This window comes from Terriglobales bacterium, from assembly GCA_035454605.1.
In the GTDB taxonomy this organism is placed as follows: domain Bacteria; phylum Acidobacteriota; class Terriglobia; order Terriglobales; family Acidobacteriaceae; genus DATMAB01.
The window spans coordinates 1-20749 of sequence record DATIGQ010000126.1; the positions used below are offsets into that span (position 1 = coordinate 1).

Genomic DNA, 20749 nt, shown 5'->3' on the forward strand with positions numbered 1-20749 from the left:
TTGTCAAACCAGTGTGGCGCGATGTAGCTGACCAATCCCCGTTGCTGCAGACGGCCTACTCGAGACTTGAAGACCAGCGTATGGTCCCGCCCGCGGAAGTTGATGCGCGTCACATCGAACGAGAAACGCGGACTCGCTTCAAGGTTTCCCTGCGGCTCGGCGCCCGCGGCGCCGGTCTGCACCTCGAAGCCGGCGCCGTAGTCGAAGGTCCACCGGCTTGCTTCCTCCACTTGGATGAGGACATTCTTGCTGTGCGCGTCACCCTCGGGGTTCTGCACGCCGATATCCACCTCGTTGAACAAGCCCAGGTCATACAGACGGCGCTGGGTGTCCAGCATGTCCGACAGCGAGAGCGGGCTGCCCGCATGAATCTGGACCTGGCGGTTTACGGTCTCCGGACGGGTGTAGCGAAGACCGCTGACAATCACCCGATCGAAGAAGAACCGCGGGCCCTCGTGGATGTCGAGCGTGACGTTCACGCGCGTGGCATCCGTAGGTTCGGCCTGTGATGCAATTTCCAGCGTCGCCTCCGGAAACCCGCGATTGAAGTAGAAGTTGCGCAGCAACTCGCGGTCGCTCACCACGTTCACTTCAGAGAACGGCTGACCTTCAATGATGGAAATCATCGACCGAATCTGCTCTTCGCTCACCGCCTGGTTGCCGCGGACGGTCAAGGACGCCACGCGCGTCTGCGGTCCCTCCTCGATGGTCAGAACAACACGGAGGCGGCCGCCTTCCATCTGCTCGACCTTGCTGGAGGCCTGCACGCCGGCAAATCCGTTGGAGATATAGAGGGTGCGGATCGCTTCCAGGTCGCTGGCCAGAATCGCCTGGCTGAAACGCCCGTGGGAGAGGAGCCACGCCGCTTCATGCATCCACATGCGCTCGCGGATGATTTCGTCGTCAAAGTAGTGGTTGCCCTGGATGGCAATCTCCACCAGCTTGTGACGGTCGCCACGTTCCACCTGATAGACAATGCTGCGCCGACCCGCTGCGGGATCGTCCTGTTTGCTATAACCGACGGTGGCGTCGAAGTAGCCGCGCGTCTGCATGTGGTCGCGCAGGTTACGACGGCCTTCGTTCAGCAGGTCATCATCGACTGTATTCTCCTCGTATACAGGAATGAGGCGGCGTATCTCGGCGGAGCTGGGATGTGCGCCTTGAACCTTGATTTCCACTTCCGGCCCCCGGCGAATCTCGAATACGAAATCGACCGTGTTGTCCGCCTCGCGGCGGATGCGCTCTTTGAGGGCGACTTCGGCTTCCAGCCTGTTCTGCTTCTGGTACACCTTGCGCAGCCGCTCCAGCGCTCGAGTGACACGCTTCTGCGTGACCGGATCGCCGGGACGCAGCTTGGCTATGCGCATCACTTCGGCGTCAGCGAGACCGGGATCACCTTCAATTCTCACTTCGCCCACGCGAGCGCGCTCGCCGGGCACAACCCGGAAGTGCAGGTCCACGAGCTGCGTTTCCTGGTGTTCCAGCCTTTCGAAGGAGACTTCTGCGCGGTAGTAACCCTCATCCGCGAGGGCGCTCATCATTCTCCCGATGGCCTCTTGCATCTTCTTCGGCGACCACGCCTGGCCCAGCTGAAGCTTGGCGGCGGCCAGCACCTGCTTGCCGCTCGGTTCGGTGTGGGGAGCGCCCTCGATGGTGAGGGAGCCGATGAAGTAGCGAGGCGCGGTGACAAACACGAGGTCTACCAGGTTGTCGGAGACCGGCTCAGCTTCCACGCGGATGTCAGAAAAAAATCCGGAAGCATAGAGCGCCTGGACGCTGCGTCGAACCAAGGTGCGGTCCAGGGGCTGGCCCGAAGGTTGCACCACGCGTCCGAGAAGGCGCCCGGTCTGCTGCGTCATGGCGCCACGCAGCTCGACCTTGCGGACGGTCTTGCTGTAGAGCTCAGAGTCCGGGCTGATGGGCAGGGGCTGCTGCGCGACGAGGGGCAGCACGCACCCGGACCAGACCAGCAGAGCACCGATGTGTGCCGCCCACTTCCGTGTCAATAAGGCCTCGTGGCTCCGGTTGCGACAATCGGAGTGAATGAATCCCACTACTGCGATGAGCGCGCACAATCCTGGCGTTGTACCGCGGCAGCCGGGTGTCACAACGTCGATTCCGGACTGCCGCCACGCGCCCTCCTATAATAATGGTTGAAGGTCGAAGCATGCCCACCACACCGGAAAGTCGCTACTCGCGGCAGGAACTGTTCGCGGGAATAGGCGCCGAGGGCCAACAGAAGTTGCATTCCGCACGGGTCGCCATCGTGGGCTGCGGTGCGACAGGATCCGCCGTGGCCGCCCTGCTGGCTCGCGCCGGTGTGGGCTCTCTGCGCATCGTGGACCGCGACTACGTCGAGCCCAGCAACCTGCAACGGCAGTCACTGTTCGACGAGCAGGACGCTGCGGAGAGCGTGCCCAAGGCCATCGCCGCGGCACGCAAGATGGCGGCCTCCAACTCCGAGATCGTGGTTGAGCCGGAGGTGGCTGATCTCACCCCTGCGAACGCTGAGCGTTTGCTGGCCGGCGCGCACCTCATCCTCGACGGAACCGACAACTTCGAGACCCGCTACCTGATCAACGACTGGGCTGTGCGCGACGGCGTACCGTGGGTGTATGCCGCTGCGGTCGGCAGCTACGCTGTCACCATGAACATCCTGCCGACAGAGACGGCGTGCCTGGCCTGCATGTTTCCCGAGCCGCCCCGCGGGACGGTGGAAACGTGCGATACGTCCGGCATCATCAATCCGGCGGCGCAACTGGCGGCGTCTCTGGAAGCAGCCGAGGGATTGAAGATGCTGGTGGGAGCTCGGGATCGCTTACGGCGTACGTTGCTTTCCTGGGACGTGTGGACGAACCAGCGCTCGGAAATCGATGCCTCCCGTCGCCGCGCGGACTGCCGCACGTGCGGCGCACGCGACTTTGTGCACTTGGCGGGCCAGGGCCGGCCGCATATCACCCTATGCGGACGGAATTCTGTGCAGATTCATGAAGGTCAGCGGCCCCTCGATTTCGCCGAGATGACGCGCCGCCTGGAACCCCACGGGCGGGTGCGCCACAACCAGTTCGTCCTCAAGTTCTGGCGAGACGATTATGAAATGACCCTGTTCCCCGACGGGCGCGCCATCATCAAGGGCACCACGGACACGGCTACGGCGCGAAGCTTGTACGCCCGTTACGTTGGCTCCTAGGGTTCGGGCCGGGTTCCGGAACACGCTCCTGGGCATGAATCTGTTATCTTCTAGCCTTCGTTCCGCCGGGGTCTGGACGCTGCCGAGCGGACGAACGACCCCTCATGGCAACCGCGAGTTCCCCTGCCCGCCCTGAACCGCCGAAATGGTATCGCTGGATGGTGCTGCTGTTCATCAGCCTGGCGATGTTCGGCAACTACTACCTGTACGACACCATCGCTCCCATTGCGGACTTGCTGAAGGAGCAGTTGCACTTTACCGACGAGCAGATCGGGCTTCTGTATTCGAGCTACTCGTGGGGCGCGATCCTGTTCCTGCTGGTGGGCGGAGTCATTATCGACCGCTTCGGCACGCGCGTGGGCACCATGCTGTTCGGCATCATCTGCGCCATCGCCGGCTTTGTGACCATGGCCTCCAGCGACATCCGCGTCATGCTGGTCGGTCGGTTCTTGCTGGGCTTGAGCGCGGAACCGCTGATCGTGGCGATCACGGCCGCAATCGCAAAATGGTTCCGCGGTAAGGAACTCAGCTTTGCCCTGGGTATCAACCTGTTGATCGCACGCTTCGGACAGATCGCCGCCGACTGGTCCCCCACCTGGGCGCGGGCAGCCTACAGCGACTGGCAACAGCCGCTGGTCATCGGCGCCTTCCTCGGGCTGACCTGCGTGGTGGGCGCAGCCATCTACTGGATTCTCGAAAAGCGCGCCGAAAGCCAATACCACCTGGAGGAAGCCGGTTCCACCGACAAGCTGGTGTTCGCCGATCTGTTCCGGTTCAACCGCTCGTTCTGGTACATCACGGCGCTTTGCGTGGCCTTCTATTCGGTTATCTTCCCCTTCCGAAGTTTCGCCATCAAGTTCTTTATTGAGGCACACCAGGCGGAGCGCGATTTCGCCGGTCAGTTGAACAGCGTGCTGCCCTTCGCTGCCATGATCGCCACACCGTTGTTCGGACTGCTCGTGGACCGCATTGGGAAGCGAGGTACGCTCATGGCCCTGGGCACGCTCATCCTGGTTCCAGTGTTTCCCATCCTGGCATATACGCAAATCAGCTTGTACGTACCAGTGAGCATGCTGGGAATCGCGTTCTCCCTGATCCCGGCCATCATGTGGCCGTCGGTGGCTTACATTGTCGAACAGAACCGCCTGGGCAGCGCCTACGCCTTGATGTTCGTGCTGCAACAAGCGGGTGTGGCTGCCTTGGACTGGTCGGTGGGTAGGGCCAACGACTATGCGGGGGCCAGCGCTTCGAATCCGGACGGCTATTTGCCCATGATGTGGATGTTTACAACACTGGGGGCGGTAGCGCTGGGCTTTGCAATCCTCTTGTGGCGCAACGAAACCGGTCCCCAGGCCCATGGTCTGGAAACCATCCGAGCCTAGCCCAAGACCCTGTGTTCCTGAGGCCTTAGCCCCTACCCGTTGACGCCGCCCTTGCTGGCCCTTTACCCTTCGCCCCGGGGCTTCTCTAAGGGGGGCCCGGGACCTAGGTAAGCAATACAACGGAAAACCACTTCGGCCGCATCTACCTATGCAGCGGCCTGACAAGGGCCGATTGAGCCAGAAGAAGCCAGCACCCAAGGGCGGGTTCTCGGAAGCGGAAGCCATTGCCGGAGCCCAAAAGGGGGATGCGGCTGCGTTCGAGGTGCTGTATGGCCTCCACCGGCGACGCGTATATTCCCTCTGCCTGCGGATGACCAGCAATACGGCTGAGGCTGAAGACCTGACGCAGGAAGCGTTCCTGCAGTTGTTTCGCAAGATCGGGACCTTCCGGGGTGAGTCGGCGTTTTCGACCTGGCTGCACCGGCTCTCGGTCAACGTAGTGCTGATGCACCTACGGAAGAAGGGGCTTCCGTCGGTTCCGCTCGAGGAGGTACTCGAGCCGCAGCAGGAAGACGGCCCGCGCAAGGAGTTTGGCGCGGACGATCTGTCGCTGCTGGGCTCGGTCGATCGCGTGAACCTGGAGCGCGCCATCGGAGAGCTGCCCACCGGTTACCGGACAATCTTCGTGCTGCACGATATCGACGGCTACGAGCACAACGAAATCGCGGAGATGATCGGATGTTCCGTGGGCAACAGCAAGTCGCAGCTCCACAAGGCACGGTTGAAGCTGCGGGAGTTACTCCGATTGGAGCGAGCGGCGAAGCGGGAGAAGCAGTAAACGGAAAGATGGGGACGATACGGCTTGCATGCCGGGGCGAAAACGCAGAAGATTTGAGGTAGCACCATGACGTGTAAAGAGCTTCAAGAAGTGCTGGGGGAGACCCTGGAAGGACAGCCGGGCGCGGAACAGCAAGCGCACCTCGACGGGTGCGCTGCGTGCACCGTTCTGTTACAAGACTTGCGCCTCATTCGGGAACAGGCAGCCCAGCTGCCGCTCGCCGAGCCCAACCCGCGCGTGTGGATGGGCATTCGCGAGGCGCTGGAGAAGGAAGGATTGATCACGGACGCAGCGCCGGCGCAGGTGCTGCGTCCGGATTGGTCTTTGCCGCGGTTCCTGTGGTCGCCTGCCTGGCAGGTTGGTACGATGGCGGCAGCCCTGGCGGTGGTCTGTGGCATGATCATTTCCGATGCCGTCTATCCCAAGCAGGCGATGCCGGACGAGACTCAGGCACTGGTCCAGCCGCTCCCGGAGGAGGATGCGAACTTGTTACAGGCAATGGAAGCTCGAGCGCCTGGCTTGCGTCCCGCCTACGAAGAGAGTCTGCGGGGAGCGAACGCATACATCGCGGATGCTCAGCAGTCGCTGAGCGAGAATCCCACGGACGCGCGGGCGCGCGAGATGTTGATGCGCGCCTATCAGCAGAAGGCCGCTATCTACGAGATGGCCATGTCTCATTCGGCGGAACCGATTCGATGACACGCCGTTATCCGGCCGCGGTTGCAGGGTTCCTGGCCTTTGGCATTCTCGCCCTCTCGGCCGGCGCGGCCGAGACACGCGAGGACTTCCGTTACACCGTCGGGCCGAAGGCGACCCTGACGATTTCGAACGTGTACGGGAAAACGGTCATCAAGCCCTCGCCGGCGGCCCGCCAGCTCACCGTGGTGGCGGTCACGCGTTCCGGCAAGGTGTACGTCGCAGCCAGCCAGCGCGGCAATCAGGTAGAGATCCGCACCACTCTGCTGGAACCGGTTTCCGGCGATGAAGGCCGCGTGGACTACGAGGTGGCTGTGCCGTCCGGCACCGGAGTCAGCGTGCACGGCGGCAGCGGCTCGGTAGTGATGGAAGGCCTGCGGGGCGACATCGAAGCCGAGAGCGAATCAGCCTCCGTGGAGGTGCGTGACGTCTCCGGCGTCCACGTGCATGTTCGTTCGCTTTCGGGAGCCATCACGCTCACCCGCGTGCGGAACGCTCACGTCGAGATTCAATCGCAGGGCGGTGAGGTGAACCTGGAGAACGTCAGCGGCCCCCTGCTGGCTGTGAATTCCACCCGCGGCGACATCCGTTACACTGGCGACTTTGGCTTCGGCGGCCGCTATTCCTTGACCAGCCACGCGGGTAACATCGACGTTGCCCTTCCGGAAACCGCTTCGGTGGATCTGACCGCGCATTCCGAGAAGGGCTCGGTGAAGAACGAAGTGCCCATGGCCGCGCGAGATTTGCTAGCCTCCCGTCCTCCCGGGGGCCGTTCCTTCGCAGGTACTTCCCACTCAGGTTCCTCCACGGTTCGGCTTCTCTCCTTCAGTGGTAAAATCCGCGTGAAAAAGCAGTAGCGGTTGCAAAGCGTTACGACACGAACGCGCTCATGGGAGCACAGCCGCCACTCCGCATCCTGTTCCTGACGGGCTTCATGGGGGCGGGCAAGACCAGCGTGGGCCGCGCGCTCGCAGCCAGGTTGGGTTGGCGATTCGTGGATCTGGACGAGCGAGTGGAACAGCAAGCAGGACGCCGCATCACCGAGATTTTCCGCGACTCCGGGGAAGCGGAGTTTCGCTCCGCCGAGATTGCGGCCGTCCATGAGCTGCTGCAGCAGCAGGCCACGGCCCACGCGACCGTGGCGGCGCTCGGTGGCGGGACACTCACCCAGCCACAGAATGCGGAGCGGTTGCGGCAGGCGGGCGGGATTCTGGTTTTTCTCGACGCCCCACTCGAGGTCCTGCGACAGCGCTGCCAGCCGATGGCATCGCTGCGGCCGCTGTTCGGTGATGAAGCCGCGTTCCAGAAGCTTTACGAATCGCGCCTCGCGGATTACCGGCGCGCCTCGCTTCGCGTCAACACTGCGAACCGCACGCCGGAAGAAGTTGCGGCGGAAATCGCCATGGCCCTGAACCTGAACCCGACGGACGAAATCTACAGGAGGTGACGTGAGGAAGGTCCTGGTTGCAGTGCTTCTTCTGTGGACGGTGCTGCTCCTTGCCGGAGGCTCGGCGCTGGCCCAGAAATCGAAGGACAAGGGCACTAGAATCGTAGATTCCGGCTCATTCGGCATTTACGTGGCTGGAAAGCGAGTGGCGACGGAAACTTTCCAGGTGGAGGAGACTCCGTCCAAGAACATCGCGACCGCCGAATTCAAGACCGTCGACGGAAGCGGTGCGGCCCAAACTTCCCAGCTCGAACTGGCACCCAACGGCAGCCTTCTACGCTACGAGTGGAAGGAACTCAGCCCCGGAAAGGCCAGCGCCGTGGTCGGCCTCAAGGACCAGTTCCTGATCGAGCACGTCAGCACCGGTCCCGGCGAGAAGCCCACCGAAGTGCCCTTCATCCTGCCCGCTTCAACGTTGGTCGTGGACGATAATTTCTTCCTGCACCGCCAGATTCTCGCCTGGCACTACCTGGCCAGCGCCTGCCTGCCGGCGCCCGAGAAGCCCGGGCAGTGCCGCCTGGTGAAAACCCAATTTGGCGTGTTCATCCCTCAGCAGCACCGCCCGCTCATGGTGAGCCTGGAATACATGGGAAAAGAGAAGCTGACCATCGCGGGCAGGGAGCAGGAATTGGATCGGGTGAAACTGGAGGCCGAAGGTACGGAGTGGTCGATGTGGCTGGACAGCCAGTACCGGCTCCAGCGCGTCCTGGTGAGCGGGCAAAACGTAGAAGTCCTGCGCGACTAGCTCCGCGGCGCCTGCCGACCGGTCGCCCGGCCTCCTGTTACCATACAGGCCTAAACTATGGCCTCCGAGCACCGCTCCACCATTCTGTTCGCCGTGCTGGTAGGCATCTCCTTGTACGTTGCCTATCTGGTGCGCGACGTCCTCTTGCTGGTCTACGTAAGCGCGCTCTTCGCGGTGGTGCTGTCGCCGGTGTTGCAGGGGATCCGAAAGCTGCACCTAGGCAAGTGGCAACCGAGCACGGGGTTTGCCATCATCCTGCTGCTCTTGGGGGGCGCAGGCCTTCTGGCGCTGTTCTTCTCCCTGGCCGTGCCGCCCATCTACCGTGACGCCCGGGAGCTGGCGCAGGACTGGCCCCGACAGCTTGGAGCGGTGGCGGAGAGGCTGCGTCACCTGCCCTTCGGGCTGGAGTTCGACCCCGCCTCCCTGCAGCAGTACGCCGACGAGGCCATCGGCGGCGCTTTCGGCCTGTTCAAGCGCGTCGCCGGCGGCGTCTTCTGGTTGTTCAGTTGGCTGATCCTGACCGTGTATTTCATTCTGGACGGGGAGCGAACGTTCCACTGGGCGATGTCGATGGTGCCGCACGAGCACCGTTCCCGCCTGCAAGCCACATTACTTCGCGCCCGCCGGCGTATGAGTCTTTGGCTGATCGGCCAAGGCATGCTCATGTTGTCACTTGGCGCATTGAGCGCGATCGCGCTCGGCCTGCTGGGGGTGCGCTACTTCTACGCGCTCGCGGTGCTGGGTGGGCTGGCCAACCTGGTCCCCATCATCGGACCCGTGTTTACGGTGTTAGTGGCCGGAGTCGTGGCCTTGATCGACGGCTGGGGCAAACTCCTGGGCGTGCTCGCCTTCTACCTCGCCTACCAGCAGCTGGAGAATGCTTTCCTGACGCCACGCATCATGCGCCAAACCGTGAACCTGCCACCGCTGGCCGTCATCACCGCTCTGACGGTAGGAGGAGCGCTGGCCGGAGTGCTGGGGGCCCTGGTAGCAGTTCCCAGTGCGGCCCTTGCCGCTGTGCTCATCGACGAGTACCTGGTGAAGAAAGACTCCATCCTGGTAGCCACAGGGTCGGCCGCGACCGAGCCCCAGCCGGCGCTCGCCGGGACTTCACCGTCGAAGGATTCCTGACCCGCCCCGTTTTTATTCCCCGAACCCCGGCAAGCTGTCTACTTTCTGGTTGCGCAGGAAGTCGGCGGCAGCTTCCGGGAGCACGGTGTTGATGAACATGCCGGTGCCCAGCTCGAAGCCGGCCACCTTGGTCAACCGCGGGATCACGCTGATGTACCAGTGAAAGTACGGCTCCCCCTCGGAGCCCATGGGGCCGGAGCGCACGGTGTAGTTGAAGTCTGGGTTCTCCAGCCCGACGTACAGCTTGCCGAGGATGGTTTTGAGTACGCGGCCCAGGTCCTCAATCTCGGCATCGTTGATGGCCCCGAGAGTAGCCATGTGCCGGCGGGGAAAGATGTGTAGGTTGAATGGCGAAGGCGAGGCAAACGGCACCAGCGCTGCAAAGTGATCGCTGGTTAGCACCACCCTCGTTCCCTCCGTCAGCTCTTCGTCCATGATCTGGCAGAAGATGCACTCTCCGAACTCGTCGTAGTGGCGAACGGCCTCGTACATACGCGCGCGCACCTGGGAGGAAACGATAGGCGTGGCGATCATCTGCGAATGAGCGTGCTCCAGGCTGGCGCCAGCCGTCGACCCATGGTTCTTGAACAAGATCACGTGGGCCACGCGCGGGTCTGCGATAGCCGCGTCGTGGCGCGCCTTGTAGACGCGCATGATGTCCACTACGTGCGATTCCGGCAACAGGGCCGGTATCATGGAGTGATCCGGCGTCTCGACCAGCACGTCGTGCAGGCCGACGGCATAGATGGTGCGACGCGACTGGTGCACGTTGCGCGTGGGTTCCCCTTCGCGCGCCAGAGCCGAAAACTTGTTGGGGATGACGCGCACACGCCACGCACCATCGCCCGCCGCCGGCAGCCGCATGATCTCGGGCGGCGCCAAATGTTCGTTGCCGGCACAGAAGGGACAGGTGGCCGAGTAGGACTCCGGCGGCTTTGTTTGCTTCTTCTGCACCATCTGGTCGGGTCGCTTGGCGCGTTCCGTAGCAATTACGACCCACTCCTTGGTCACGCGGTTCTGGCGCAGCTCTGGCATGGTCACCTCCCACGGGAAGCCATAGAGGCAGCGGAGAATACCACAGCAGCAGCCGGGCAGCCTGCCGGTGATTGCCGGCGGCACGCCGCGACGGCACGGCTGCGGTGTCTAAACCGGTGCGTGTACAATCCGAAACAGGCATGAGCAGCAGCAAGATTCCAGTCGGAATCCTGGGCGCCACCGGGGCCGTGGGGCAGCGATTCGTCCAGCTCCTGGAGCATCATCCGTGGTTCCACGTAGCTTGGCTTGCGGCCTCCGAGCGTTCCTCCGGCCGATCGTATGGCCAGGCGGTCCGCTGGCGCCTGAAGACGCCCATCCCGGCCGCCGTCACCTCGCTGAAGGTCTCCGCGCCGGAACCGGCCGACGCGCCGAAGCTCATCTTCGCTGCCCTCGATGCGGACGTGGCACGGCAGGTCGAACCGGCCTTTGCCGACGCCGGCTGCGCCGTGGTTTCCAACTCCAGTGCTTTCCGTATGCAACCAGACGTCCCGCTGGTCATTCCGGAGGTCAACCCCGATCATCTCAAGCTGCTCGAATGCCAATCCTGGCGGCGGAAGTCGGGCGGCTTCATGGTGACCAACGCGAACTGCACTGCGATCGGCCTGGTCATGGCCCTGGCGCCGCTGGCACAGCGTTTCGGCCTGGCGCGCGTATTCATGGTGAGCATGCAGGCGGTGAGCGGCGCGGGCTATCCGGGCGTGGCTTCCCTCGACATCCTGGGCAACGTCATTCCTTACATCCCCAAGGAAGAGGAGAAGGTCGAGACCGAGTCGCGCAAGATGCTCGGAAGCCTGAACGGGTCGCGTATCGAGCCGGCGGCCTTTGGCCTAAGCGCGCACTGCAACCGCGTGGCCGTGGAAGACGGGCACACTGAGTCCGTCTCGGTGGAACTCAAGGAGCGCGGTACGGCGGAGGACATCATCGCGACCTGGTCCCGATTCCGCGGCGTGCCGCAAGAGCTTGACCTGCCCAGCGCCCCTCAACAGCCCGTGGTCTATGACCCGGCACCCGACCGGCCACAGCCACGTCTGGACGCTGAGCGCGGAGACGGCATGTCGGTTACAGTCGGCGGACTGCGCGAGTGTTCCCTGCTGCACTGGAAGTTCACGGTCCTTTCGCACAACACCATCCGCGGCGCGGCTGGCGCGGCACTGCTGAACGCGGAGTTACTGAAGGCGCAAGGCTACCTGGATTGAACAGGACGCGCGAGACGCAACCATGATTGTGATGAAGTTCGGCGGCACTTCGGTGGAAGATGCCGCTGCTATCGAGCGCGCAGCCGCCACCGTGCGTGGCCGCCTGGCCCGTCAGCCGGTGGTGATTGTCAGCGCTCTCGCCCGCGTGACGGATCAGCTTCTGGCCATGGGCCGCGCCGCCGGTTCCGGCGATCTTGCCGCCGCCCTCGATTCGGCCCGGGAGTTGCGCGAGCGCCATTACACGGTCGCGGGAGAGCTGCTGCATACGGGGCTCTTCACGCAATTCCACCGTACGCTGGAGCAGGATTGCGATGCGCTGGAAGAACTGCTGCGGGGCATCGGAGCGGTGGGTGAGTTGACGCCACGCACCGCGGACGCGGTGGCCAGTTTCGGAGAGCAGCTGTCGAGCGGCATCATCACCGCCGCCTTCACGTTGCGCGGCGTCCCCGCGCAATGGGTAGACCCGCGCCACGTCATCGTTACCGACAATAGCCACGGCCGCGCGCTTCCTCAGTTCGACGAAACCAATGACCGGCTGGCCGCGCAGCTGCGCCCGCTCGCCGCAAGCGGTCAAGTGCCGGTGATGGGAGGCTTCCTGGGCGCAACCCGCGAGGGAGTCACCACTACGCTGGGACGCGGCGGCTCCGATTTTTCCGCCGCCATCGTGGGAGCGGGCCTGACCGCAGAAGAGATCGAGATCTGGACCGACGTGGATGGAATGATGACCACCGACCCCAGTCTCTGCCCGGACGCGCACCGCATCAAGGTATTGGGCTTCGATGAAGCCGCCGAGCTGGCGTATTTCGGCGCCAAGGTCCTGCACCCGGCCACGCTGCTGCCCGCCATCCAGAAGAACATTCCCGTACGCATCCTCAATTCGCGCAACCCCGGGTGCGAGGGCACCCGCATCGCCACCCGGGCGCCGCGGTGCACCAATCCATTCAAGGCGATCGCCGCCAAGAAACGGATCACCATCATTGACGTGGTCGCCACCCGCATGCTGATGGCTCATGGCTTTCTCAAGTCCATCTTCGAGATCTTCGACCGCCACCGCTGCCCCGTGGACATGGTCTCGACCTCGGAGGTGAGCGTGTCGCTCACCGTGGATTCGAACGAAGCCATTCCCGCTATCGCCGCCGACCTGGGCAAGCTGGCCGACGTGAAGTACGAGGGACGCAAGGCCATCGTGTGCCTGGTGGGCGAGAACATTCGAGCCACGCCGGGCATCGCTGCCGCGGTGTTCGGCGCCGTTCCCGACGTGGGCATCCGCATGATTTCGCAGGGAGCGTCGGAGATCAACATCAGCTTTGTGGTCGATGAGGAGGACGTTCCGGGTGTCATCCGCCGTCTGCATGGCAAGTTTTTCTCCGAGCTGGATCCCGATGTATTCGATCCCCGGCCCGCTGTCGAGAGCGAGCGGGCCATGCCGGGGGCACGATGAAGTTCCTGGTGCTCGGCCGCGGCAAGACCGGCTCGCTGGTGGCCGAGGTGGCGCGTGAGCGCGGCCACGAAGTACAAGCTATCGGAGCCGCGGATAACGAGGGTGGGCGTGAGTTGACCCGGGACAAGCTCCAGGCGGTGGACGTTGTTCTCGATTTCACAACCCCGCATGCCGTCCTTGCCAACATCGAGGCCTGTGCCGCCGCCGGCGCCAGCATGGTGGTGGGAACCACCGGCTGGTACGACGAACTGTCACGCATCCGCAAGCTCGTGGAAACGAGCGGCATCGGCTTCCTCTACGCCGCCAACTTCTCCGTGGGCGTGAACGTGTTCTTCGAGATCGCCCGGGCGGCCGCGGCTGCGCTCCGTCAGGGTTACCGGGGCGGCATTGTGGAACGCCACCATGCCCAGAAGAAGGACAAGCCTTCCGGCACTGCGGTGAAGCTGCAGAAGGTCCTCGAGGATGCCTCCGGCAAGCAGGTCGAAATCACCTCGGTCCGCGAGGGCGACACGGTGGGCACGCACGTGCTGCTGCTGGACTCCAGTGGCGATACCATGATGCTCATCCACGACGCCAAGTCGCGCCGCGCCTTCGCCGAGGGCGCCGTGCGCGCAGCGGAGTGGTTGCAAGGCAAGAAGGGATTCTACGAATTCAAACAAGTGCTGGAAGGGTAGCTATGAGATTGCGTGGCTGTGGTACCGCCCTCGTCACTCCGTTCAAGTCCGATGGCTCCATTGACGAGCCTGCGCTCCGAGCGCTGGTCGCCTGGCAAGTGGAATCCGGCATCGATTTCCTAGTTCCCTGCGGAACGACCGGTGAGACGCCGACGCTTTCCCGTGAGGAGTGGTTGCGCGTCATCGATATCACCATCGAAGTCGCGGCCGGCCGCGTGCCCATCGTCGCCGGCGCCACCTCCAACTCCACGACCGAGGCGGTGGAGAAGGCACGCGCCGTTGCGGCCCGCAAGGGCGTGGACGCCATCCTTACGGCCTCGCCCTACTACAACAAGCCCACGCAGGAAGGCCAGTATCTGCACTTCCGTGCCATCGCCGAGAGCGTGGACAAGCCGCTGGTGCTCTACAACGTGCCCGGACGCACCGGCGCCAACCTCGAACCGGCCACGTTGGCGCGCCTGGCCGGGATTCCCAACATCGTCGCTGTGAAGGAGGCCAGCGGCAACATGGGGCAGATTGCGGACGTTTTCCAGCGCGTCCCGGAAGGCTTTCTGGTGTTCTCCGGCGACGACTCCATCACCCTGCCCGTCGTCTCTCTCGGCGGCATGGGCGTCATCTCGGTGGCCTCGAATGAGATTCCCCGCGAGATGGCGGAGATGACTCGCGCCGCCCTCGCCGACGACTGGGCCACCGCCCGCAGCCTCCACCGCAAGTACCTAGCCTTGATGGAGGCCAACTTCATCGAGTCCAACCCGATTCCGGTTAAAGCTGTGTTGGCCATGATGGGGCGCATCGAGGAGTTCTATCGGCTGCCTCTTTGCTCCATGAAGAAAGAGAACCGTGCCAAGCTGGAGAGAATCGCCGCCGAGGCAGGCCTGATCCCGAAGGCAGTGGCAGCACGCTGAGTCTTTACGCAGGCGGTCTGCTTTAGCCTCTGGCGCTTGCCTTTTTCTTTCGCAGTTTCTCTGTGCCCACTGTGTCTCTGTGGCCAATCCGCCTTTCGTTTATACTGCCGCGCGATGGAAGAGTTGCGTGCAGCTATCGAGCGGCTATTCGCGCTCGGCGCCAGCCTACGAAGCGTCCGCACCGACCATGTGGAAGCGCACCGCGTGTTCGTTGATTTTCGGCGCGCCCTTACCGACGGCCGGATCCGCTCCGCGGAGAAGATCGATGGCCGCTGGCAGACCAACGTATGGGTCAAGCAGGGCATCCTGCTCGGCTTCCGGCTGGGCGAACTGGCCGAAATGGGCGAGCCGCGGGGGCTCAGCTTCGTGGACAAGGATACGTTTCCCCTGCGGCGCTTCCGCGTGGCGGACGGCGTGCGGGTGGTGCCCGGCGGCTCTTCGGTGCGCCAGGGAGCGTACGTGGCGCCGGGCGTGGTCTGTATGCCGCCCATGTACATCAACGTCGGCGCGTACGTGGACGAAGGCACCATGGTGGACTCGCATGTGCTGGTCGGTTCGTGCGCGCAGGTCGGTAAGCGTGTTCATCTGAGCGCCGGATCGCAGATCGGCGGCGTGCTGGAACCGGTGAATGCTTCGCCCGTGATCATCGAAGACGAAGTGCTGGTGGGCGGCAATTGCGGCGTGTACGAAAGTACTCTGGTGAGAGCGCGCGCCGTGCTGGGGGCGGGCGTCATCCTGACCCGTTCCACTCCGCTCTTCGATTTGGCCCGCGGCGAAGTGTATCGCGCGACACCGGAGGCGCCGCTCGAGGTTCCGGAAGGCGCCGTGGTAGTTGCGGGCAGTCGCGCCATTGCGCGCGGTAAAGCCACAGAGTGGGGACTCTCACTCTACACGCCGGTGATCGTGAAATATCGCGACGAAAAGACCGATCGGAGCGCGGAACTCGAGGACCTGCTGCGGTGAGCGAAACTCCTGAACGACAAGCGGTCCCGCCGGCCGACGCCTTCGAGCGTGAACTGACCACCGACCTGAAGGACTCCACGCCCGACCGTCCGCGAGGGCTACCACTACATACCCGCATCCTCATCGGCCTGGGTGTGGGCGTGGGAGCCGGTTTCGGGGCCAACCTTCTGCTGGGCGGTGAACATTGGGCGGTCGAGTGGGCCGTGCGCAACATCAGCGAGCCGGTGGGCACGCTGTTCCTGCGCATGCTGCTGATGATCGTGATCCCGCTGGTGTTCTCCGCGCTGGTGGTGGGCGTGGCCGGGGTGGGCGACATTCGCAAGCTGGGCCGCGTGGGGCTGAGGACCATCGGTTTCACTCTGGTGCTTTCGGCCATTTCGGTTGCAATCGGGCTTGGACTGGCCAACACCGTGCGTCCCGGCAAGCGCATCGATAGCGCGACCGAGACGGCGCTGCGTCAGCGCTACGGGTCGGAGGCTGCGACCCGCGTGGCTGCCGCCAAAGCGGGCACGGAAAAAGACTCCGCTCTCATGACCGTAGTGAAGACGCTGGTCCCGGCCAATCCCTTCTCCGCCATCAGCCCTGAGACACCCAACATGCTCCACCTGATGTTCTTCGCCGTGCTGGTGGGCGTGGCTCTCACGCTCATCCCGCAGACGGCGGCGGCGCCGGTGGTGGCGATTCTGGAGGGCGTCTTCCAAGTAAGCGCCAAGATCGTGGATATCGTGATGCGGATGGCGCCCTATGCTGTGGCTTGCCTCTTGTTCACCAACACCGCACGCTTCGGCCTTGACCTGTTGCAGGCGCTGGCCTGGTTCATGATCACCGTGCTGGTGGGCCTGGCTCTGCACATGTTCGGCGTGTACTCGCTGGCCCTGGCCTTGTTGGCGCGCATCCACCCTATGGAATTCTTCCGGCGAGTGAAGACCGCCATGCTCACCGCGTTCTCCACCTCGTCTTCGAACGCCACTCTGCCTACCGCCTTGCGCGTAGGCGAGGAGAACCTGGGAGCGCCGCCGGAGATCAACAGCTTCGTGCTGACCGTGGGCGCCACCGCCAACCAGAACGGGACGGCGCTCTACGAGGGTGTCACCGTGTTGTTCCTGGCGCAGTTGGCGGGCGTCGACCTCTCGCTCGGCCAGCAATTGCTGGTTCTCTATCTGGCGATCCTCGGCGGAGTCGGCACGGCGGGAGTGCCTTCGGGCTCCATTCCGTTCATCGTCGTGGTGCTGGCCACCGTGGGTGTGGATCCCGGACTGATCGCCGTGATCCTGGGCGTAGACCGCATCCTCGACATGTGCCGCACTACGCTGAACGTGACCGGCGACCTGGTCGCGGTAGCCTATGTGGCGCGCGCAGAGGGCTACGAACTGCTGCGCGAGCCGGTGAGAGTCGCTGCCTCGGCAGTGACTGCAAAGCCCTAGCGTTTCCGTCGCGTGTGCTAGCATCAGAGTTCCCCCATGCCAGCAGGCAAGCTGCAAGTCATCCCCCTAGGCGGACTGGGCGAGTTCGGAATGAACTCGATGGCGGTCCGCTGGGGCGACGACATCATCGTCATCGATACCGGGCTGATGTTCCCGGAATCCGAACTGCTGGGCGTGGACATCGTCGTTCCCGACATCGCCTACCTGCTGGAGAACCGGGAGAAGATTCGCGGAATCGTCCTCACGCACGGGCACGAAGATCACATCGGGGCGCTGCCCTGGGTGCTGGACGACCTTCGAGTGCCCGTCTACGCCACCGAGTTCACTCTGGCCTATGTTGAGGACAAGCTGGAAGAGCACGAGCTGCTCGAGGGCGCAGCGCTACATGAGATCCGCCCGGGCGAGCGTTTTCGCCTCGGCCCCTTCACCATCCATCCCATCCAGGTGACGCACAGCCTGGTGGACTGCGTGGCGCTGGCTATCCACACGCCGCTGGGCGTGATCATTCACACCGGCGACTTCAAGGTGGACCCGACACCCACCGACAATCGCCTGTTCGACCTGCACTCGTTCGCCGAGTACGGCAAGGAGGGCGTGCTGGCGCTTTTCCAGGACTCGACGAACGTCGAGCGTCCGGGCTACACGCCCAGCGAGCGCGCGGTCCGCCGCAAGTTCGACGAGGTGTTCAAGAGCGCCCCGCGCCGGCTTTATATCTCCTGCTTCTCGTCGTCCATCCATCGCATCAAGCTGGCTTTGGAGATGGCGCACGAATATGGGCGCAAGGTGGCGGTGGTGGGCCGGTCCATGACGGAGTCGACGGAGATCGCCGAGGACTTGGGTTACATAGATTTGCCGGATGGGCTGATGGTGAATCCCGGCGAAATCAAGAACCTGCCGCCGGAGAAAGTCTGCGTGCTCATCGGTGGGACGCAGGGCGAGCCCATGTCCGCGCTCTCGCGGGCGGCGGTCGAAAACCATAAGCATGCTCGTATCGAAAAGAACGACACCGTCGTTCTTTCTTCGCGCATCATCCCGGGCAACGAGAAGGCGATCTATCGCATGATCGACCACCTGTTCCGGCGCGAGGCGCACGTGGTCTACGAGGACGGGTCTTCGCCCCCGGTGCACGTCAGCGGCCACGCCAGCCAGGAAGAACTCAAGCTCATCATCAACCTGGTGAGGCCGCGCTACTTCATCCCCATCCACGGCGAATATCGCCAGCTCAAACGGCACGCGGAGTTGGCCGCCTCTATGCGCGGCGCCGTAGGCCAGGTGATGATGATCGAGAGCGGCGACGTGCTGGAGTTCACCGAACTGGGAGCGCGCAAGGCCGGGCGTGTCACCGTGGGGCGAGTATGCATCGACGCCGGGTCGCTCGGCGACGTGGTCGAGGACGTGGTGATCAAGGACCGTCGCCACTTGAGCGAGGACGGGATCGTGCTGCCCATCATCGCCATCAACAAGCTCACGGGGCGCGTAGAGGCGGCGCCGGAGATCGTCATGCGGGGCCTGGCGGGTGAGGACGGCTTGCAGGACGAAGCGCGGCGCATCGTCGCCCGCACACTGGAGGAATCCAGCGAGGAAGAAAAACGCGACTGGGGCGTCATCAAGGAAAAGATCCGCCAGGACTTGAAGCGCTACATCGCCAAACAGACCGCGCGCCGCCCGCTCATCATGCCGGTGATCCTGGAGATCTGATAACTGATCGTAACCCTTGACCAAATCCGTGCGGCGCAGCAGCGCATCCGTGGCGTGGCCGTGCGCACGCCGCTGGTGGAATGCCCGCGCGAGCGTGCGGGCGAGCGCGTGTTTTTCAAGGCGGAGAGCCTGCAACCGGTCGGAGCGTTCAAGATCCGCGGGGCGTATAACAAGGTGGCTTCCCTGCCCGAAGCGGAGCGGAAGCGTGGCGTCATCACGTACTCCAGCGGGAACCACGCCCAGGCGGTGGCCTACGCGGCGCGCGCCTTCGGCGTCAGGGCGGTGATCGTGATGCCTTCCAACGCGCCGCCCATCAAGCAGCAGGCTACGGCGGCGCTGGGGGCTGAGATTGTCCTGGTGGGCGTCGCCAGCTCCGAGCGGCAGGCCAAAGCCGAAGAATTGGCGTCACGACACGGGTACACGATGGTTCCGCCGTACGACGATCCCTGGATCGTCGCCGGACAGGCCACTTGCGGACTGGAAATCGTCGAAGACTTGCCCGAGGTGGAGCTGGTGCTGGCGCCCATCAGCGGCGGCGGGCTGCTGAGCGGTGTTGCGACGGCGGTGAAGCTCTCCAGGCCGAACGTCAAGGTGGTCGGCGTGGAGCCGGAACTGGCGGGAGACGCCCAAGAAAGCTTTCATTCCGGCAAGGTCGTGGAGTGGCCCGCAGAAAAGACCTCACGCACCCTCGCGGACGGCCTGCGCACGCAGTCGGTCGGCGCGCTCCCCTTCGAGCACATCCAGCGCTACGTGGATGACATCATCACGGTGACCGAAGATGAGATCCGCGAGGCCATGCGACGCATCGCCTTGCATGCGCGCTTGGTGGCCGAGCCCAGCGGCGCAGTGAGCTTCGCAGGTTTCCTCTTCCACCGCGAGCAGCTACCCAAATCGAATCACACGGTGGCCGTGATCAGCGGGGGAAACGTCGATCCCTTGCTCCTTGCTCGTGTGCTGGCCGGCTAGGGACACCTGCGGACAGATCTCTTCACTATCTGGCCACGTACAGCACGCCCATCGCAAACAGGTAGACGATCACGATCCCCACGGCATCCCATGCCAGCGGCAGAACTTTCCTTCCGGTGCGATAGGTCAGACCAATGACCGCCACCGCGCTCAGGGCCATGGCGGCCGTCGCTGGAATCACGTGCTCCGGAGAGACGTGGGACAGCAATGGTCCCTTGGCATAGAACAGGTCGTCCAGCGCCAGGATGAGGATATTGAACAGGTTGCTGCCGAAGATGTTCCCGTAAACCATGTCCACGGCGCCGATCCTTAAGGCGGCTACGGACACGACCACCTCGGGGAGGGAGGTGGAGATGGCCACCAGGGCATTGCCCACGAAAGCCTGGCCGAGACCGGTCACCTGGGCGATCTGCGCCGCAATCTTCGGCAGGAAGGCTGCCGCCACGACAATGACGACCGCATTGGCGGCATACAGGGCATAGGCCCGCGACGTCGAGATATGACCGTAGCGAGCTTCCTCGGCCAACTCCTTCATGAACTCGGTCAGCCGGCCCTTTTCATAAAGGAACACAACCCGCATGGCCAGAAAGTACACGGCCAGGAAAACCAGGCTATAGGCGCCGACCCAACCGATGGCGGGAGCGTGCTTGCCGGCAGAAAGGTTGATGGCCACCAGGCCCAAGAGCAAGATGCCAAAAGCAGCCGTCAGGATCTGGCCCTGGTGGGCTCGGGTCGATATGGGAGCTGCGCCTCCGACAAGGTCCAGCAGGGCAATGATGAGGATGTTAAACATGCAACTGCCCAAAACGTCGCCTACTGCGATGTCCGGTACGTCATAGAGCGCGACGGAACTGATACCGGTCACGAGCTCGGGGAGCGAAGTCACGGAAGCCAGCAGGATGACTCCGGTCCAGGTCCTGCCGAGGCCGGATTTTTCGGCGATGACATCCCCGTAGCGCGAAAGATTGCTGCCGCAATACACGATTAGCGCGGTGCAGGCGACGAATTGAAGCCAAACCAGCATTCTGAACTGAGGATAAACCGCGCGTCCCAGCCGACAAAGGAATTCGCCCAGGTG

The 20749-nt window shown here is 63.6% G+C and carries 19 protein-coding genes; 16 read left to right on the forward strand and 3 right to left on the reverse strand.

What is annotated here, in order from left to right; all coding sequences use genetic code 11:
- Positions 1-2006, reverse strand: a 2006-nt coding sequence (locus tag VLE48_08740; GenBank protein HSA93081.1) for a POTRA domain-containing protein, incomplete at its 3' end; no start/stop codon positions are given.
- A gap of 161 nt (positions 2007-2167) precedes the next feature.
- Between VLE48_08740 and VLE48_08745 the strand changes: the two genes are divergently transcribed.
- From VLE48_08745 to VLE48_08780, 8 genes are all read left to right on the forward strand, one after another.
- Positions 2168-3190, forward strand: a complete 1023-nt coding sequence (locus VLE48_08745) for a ThiF family adenylyltransferase (protein HSA93082.1) — start codon at positions 2168-2170, stop codon at positions 3188-3190.
- Between the two features lie 104 nt (positions 3191-3294).
- Entirely contained in the window at positions 3295-4572 is a 1278-nt protein-coding gene (locus tag VLE48_08750) for an MFS transporter (protein HSA93083.1), read from the forward strand.
- Positions 4573-4744: 172 nt separating this feature from the next.
- A complete protein-coding gene (locus VLE48_08755; protein ID HSA93084.1) occupies positions 4745-5350 on the forward strand; it encodes an RNA polymerase sigma factor in 606 nt (201 codons plus the stop codon).
- A gap of 66 nt (positions 5351-5416) precedes the next feature.
- Entirely contained in the window at positions 5417-6049 is a 633-nt protein-coding gene (locus VLE48_08760) for a hypothetical protein (protein ID HSA93085.1), read from the forward strand.
- Positions 6046-6903 carry a DUF4097 family beta strand repeat-containing protein gene (locus tag VLE48_08765; protein HSA93086.1) on the forward strand — a complete coding sequence of 286 codons (858 nt, stop codon included), beginning with the start codon at positions 6046-6048 and terminating at the stop codon, positions 6901-6903. The genes VLE48_08760 and VLE48_08765 overlap by 4 nt, the downstream gene beginning before the upstream one ends.
- A gap of 32 nt (positions 6904-6935) precedes the next feature.
- Complete coding sequence (locus tag VLE48_08770) at positions 6936-7493, forward strand: shikimate kinase (GenBank protein ID HSA93087.1); 558 nt, start codon at positions 6936-6938, stop codon at positions 7491-7493.
- Position 7494: 1 nt separating this feature from the next.
- Positions 7495-8238, forward strand: coding sequence for a hypothetical protein (locus tag VLE48_08775; GenBank protein ID HSA93088.1), 744 nt, complete (start codon positions 7495-7497; stop codon positions 8236-8238).
- A gap of 57 nt (positions 8239-8295) precedes the next feature.
- Positions 8296-9369, forward strand: a complete 1074-nt coding sequence (locus tag VLE48_08780) for an AI-2E family transporter (GenBank protein HSA93089.1) — start codon at positions 8296-8298, stop codon at positions 9367-9369.
- 12 nt (positions 9370-9381) lie between these two features.
- Here the strand turns inward: VLE48_08780 and galT are convergent, their stop codons facing one another.
- Entirely contained in the window at positions 9382-10404 is a 1023-nt protein-coding gene (gene galT, locus VLE48_08785; protein HSA93090.1) for a galactose-1-phosphate uridylyltransferase, read from the reverse strand.
- 140 nt (positions 10405-10544) lie between these two features.
- On the opposite strand from galT, the gene asd reads away from it, so the two are divergent.
- The 8 genes from asd to VLE48_08825 all read left to right on the forward strand — a co-directional run bounded on the left by asd (position 10545) and on the right by VLE48_08825 (position 19671).
- Positions 10545-11600 (forward strand): aspartate-semialdehyde dehydrogenase, encoded by a 1056-nt coding sequence (gene asd, locus VLE48_08790; GenBank protein ID HSA93091.1) that lies wholly within the window; start codon positions 10545-10547, stop codon positions 11598-11600.
- Between the two features lie 22 nt (positions 11601-11622).
- On the forward strand, positions 11623-13041 hold the full coding sequence (gene lysC / locus VLE48_08795; GenBank protein HSA93092.1) for a lysine-sensitive aspartokinase 3: 1419 nt from the start codon (positions 11623-11625) through the stop codon (positions 13039-13041).
- The gene (dapB, locus tag VLE48_08800) at positions 13038-13715 is read left to right on the forward strand and encodes a 4-hydroxy-tetrahydrodipicolinate reductase (protein HSA93093.1); all 678 of its coding nucleotides are present in this window, start codon (positions 13038-13040) and stop codon (positions 13713-13715) included. The genes lysC and dapB overlap by 4 nt, the downstream gene beginning before the upstream one ends.
- A gap of 2 nt (positions 13716-13717) precedes the next feature.
- On the forward strand, positions 13718-14620 hold the full coding sequence (gene dapA, locus VLE48_08805; GenBank protein ID HSA93094.1) for a 4-hydroxy-tetrahydrodipicolinate synthase: 903 nt from the start codon (positions 13718-13720) through the stop codon (positions 14618-14620).
- A 114-nt stretch (positions 14621-14734) separates the two neighbouring features.
- A complete protein-coding gene (locus VLE48_08810; GenBank protein HSA93095.1) occupies positions 14735-15583 on the forward strand; it encodes a 2,3,4,5-tetrahydropyridine-2,6-dicarboxylate N-succinyltransferase in 849 nt (282 codons plus the stop codon).
- On the forward strand, positions 15580-17007 hold the full coding sequence (locus tag VLE48_08815; protein ID HSA93096.1) for a dicarboxylate/amino acid:cation symporter: 1428 nt from the start codon (positions 15580-15582) through the stop codon (positions 17005-17007). The genes VLE48_08810 and VLE48_08815 overlap by 4 nt, the downstream gene beginning before the upstream one ends.
- A gap of 36 nt (positions 17008-17043) precedes the next feature.
- Positions 17044-18705, forward strand: coding sequence for a ribonuclease J (locus VLE48_08820; protein ID HSA93097.1), 1662 nt, complete (start codon positions 17044-17046; stop codon positions 18703-18705).
- Positions 18706-18759: 54 nt separating this feature from the next.
- A complete protein-coding gene (locus tag VLE48_08825; protein ID HSA93098.1) occupies positions 18760-19671 on the forward strand; it encodes a threonine/serine dehydratase in 912 nt (303 codons plus the stop codon).
- Between the two features lie 25 nt (positions 19672-19696).
- Here VLE48_08825 and VLE48_08830 read toward each other — a convergent pair whose 3' ends face one another.
- Positions 19697-20695, reverse strand: coding sequence for a hypothetical protein (locus VLE48_08830; protein HSA93099.1), 999 nt, complete (start codon positions 20693-20695; stop codon positions 19697-19699).
- Positions 20696-20749: the final 54 nt, after the last annotated feature.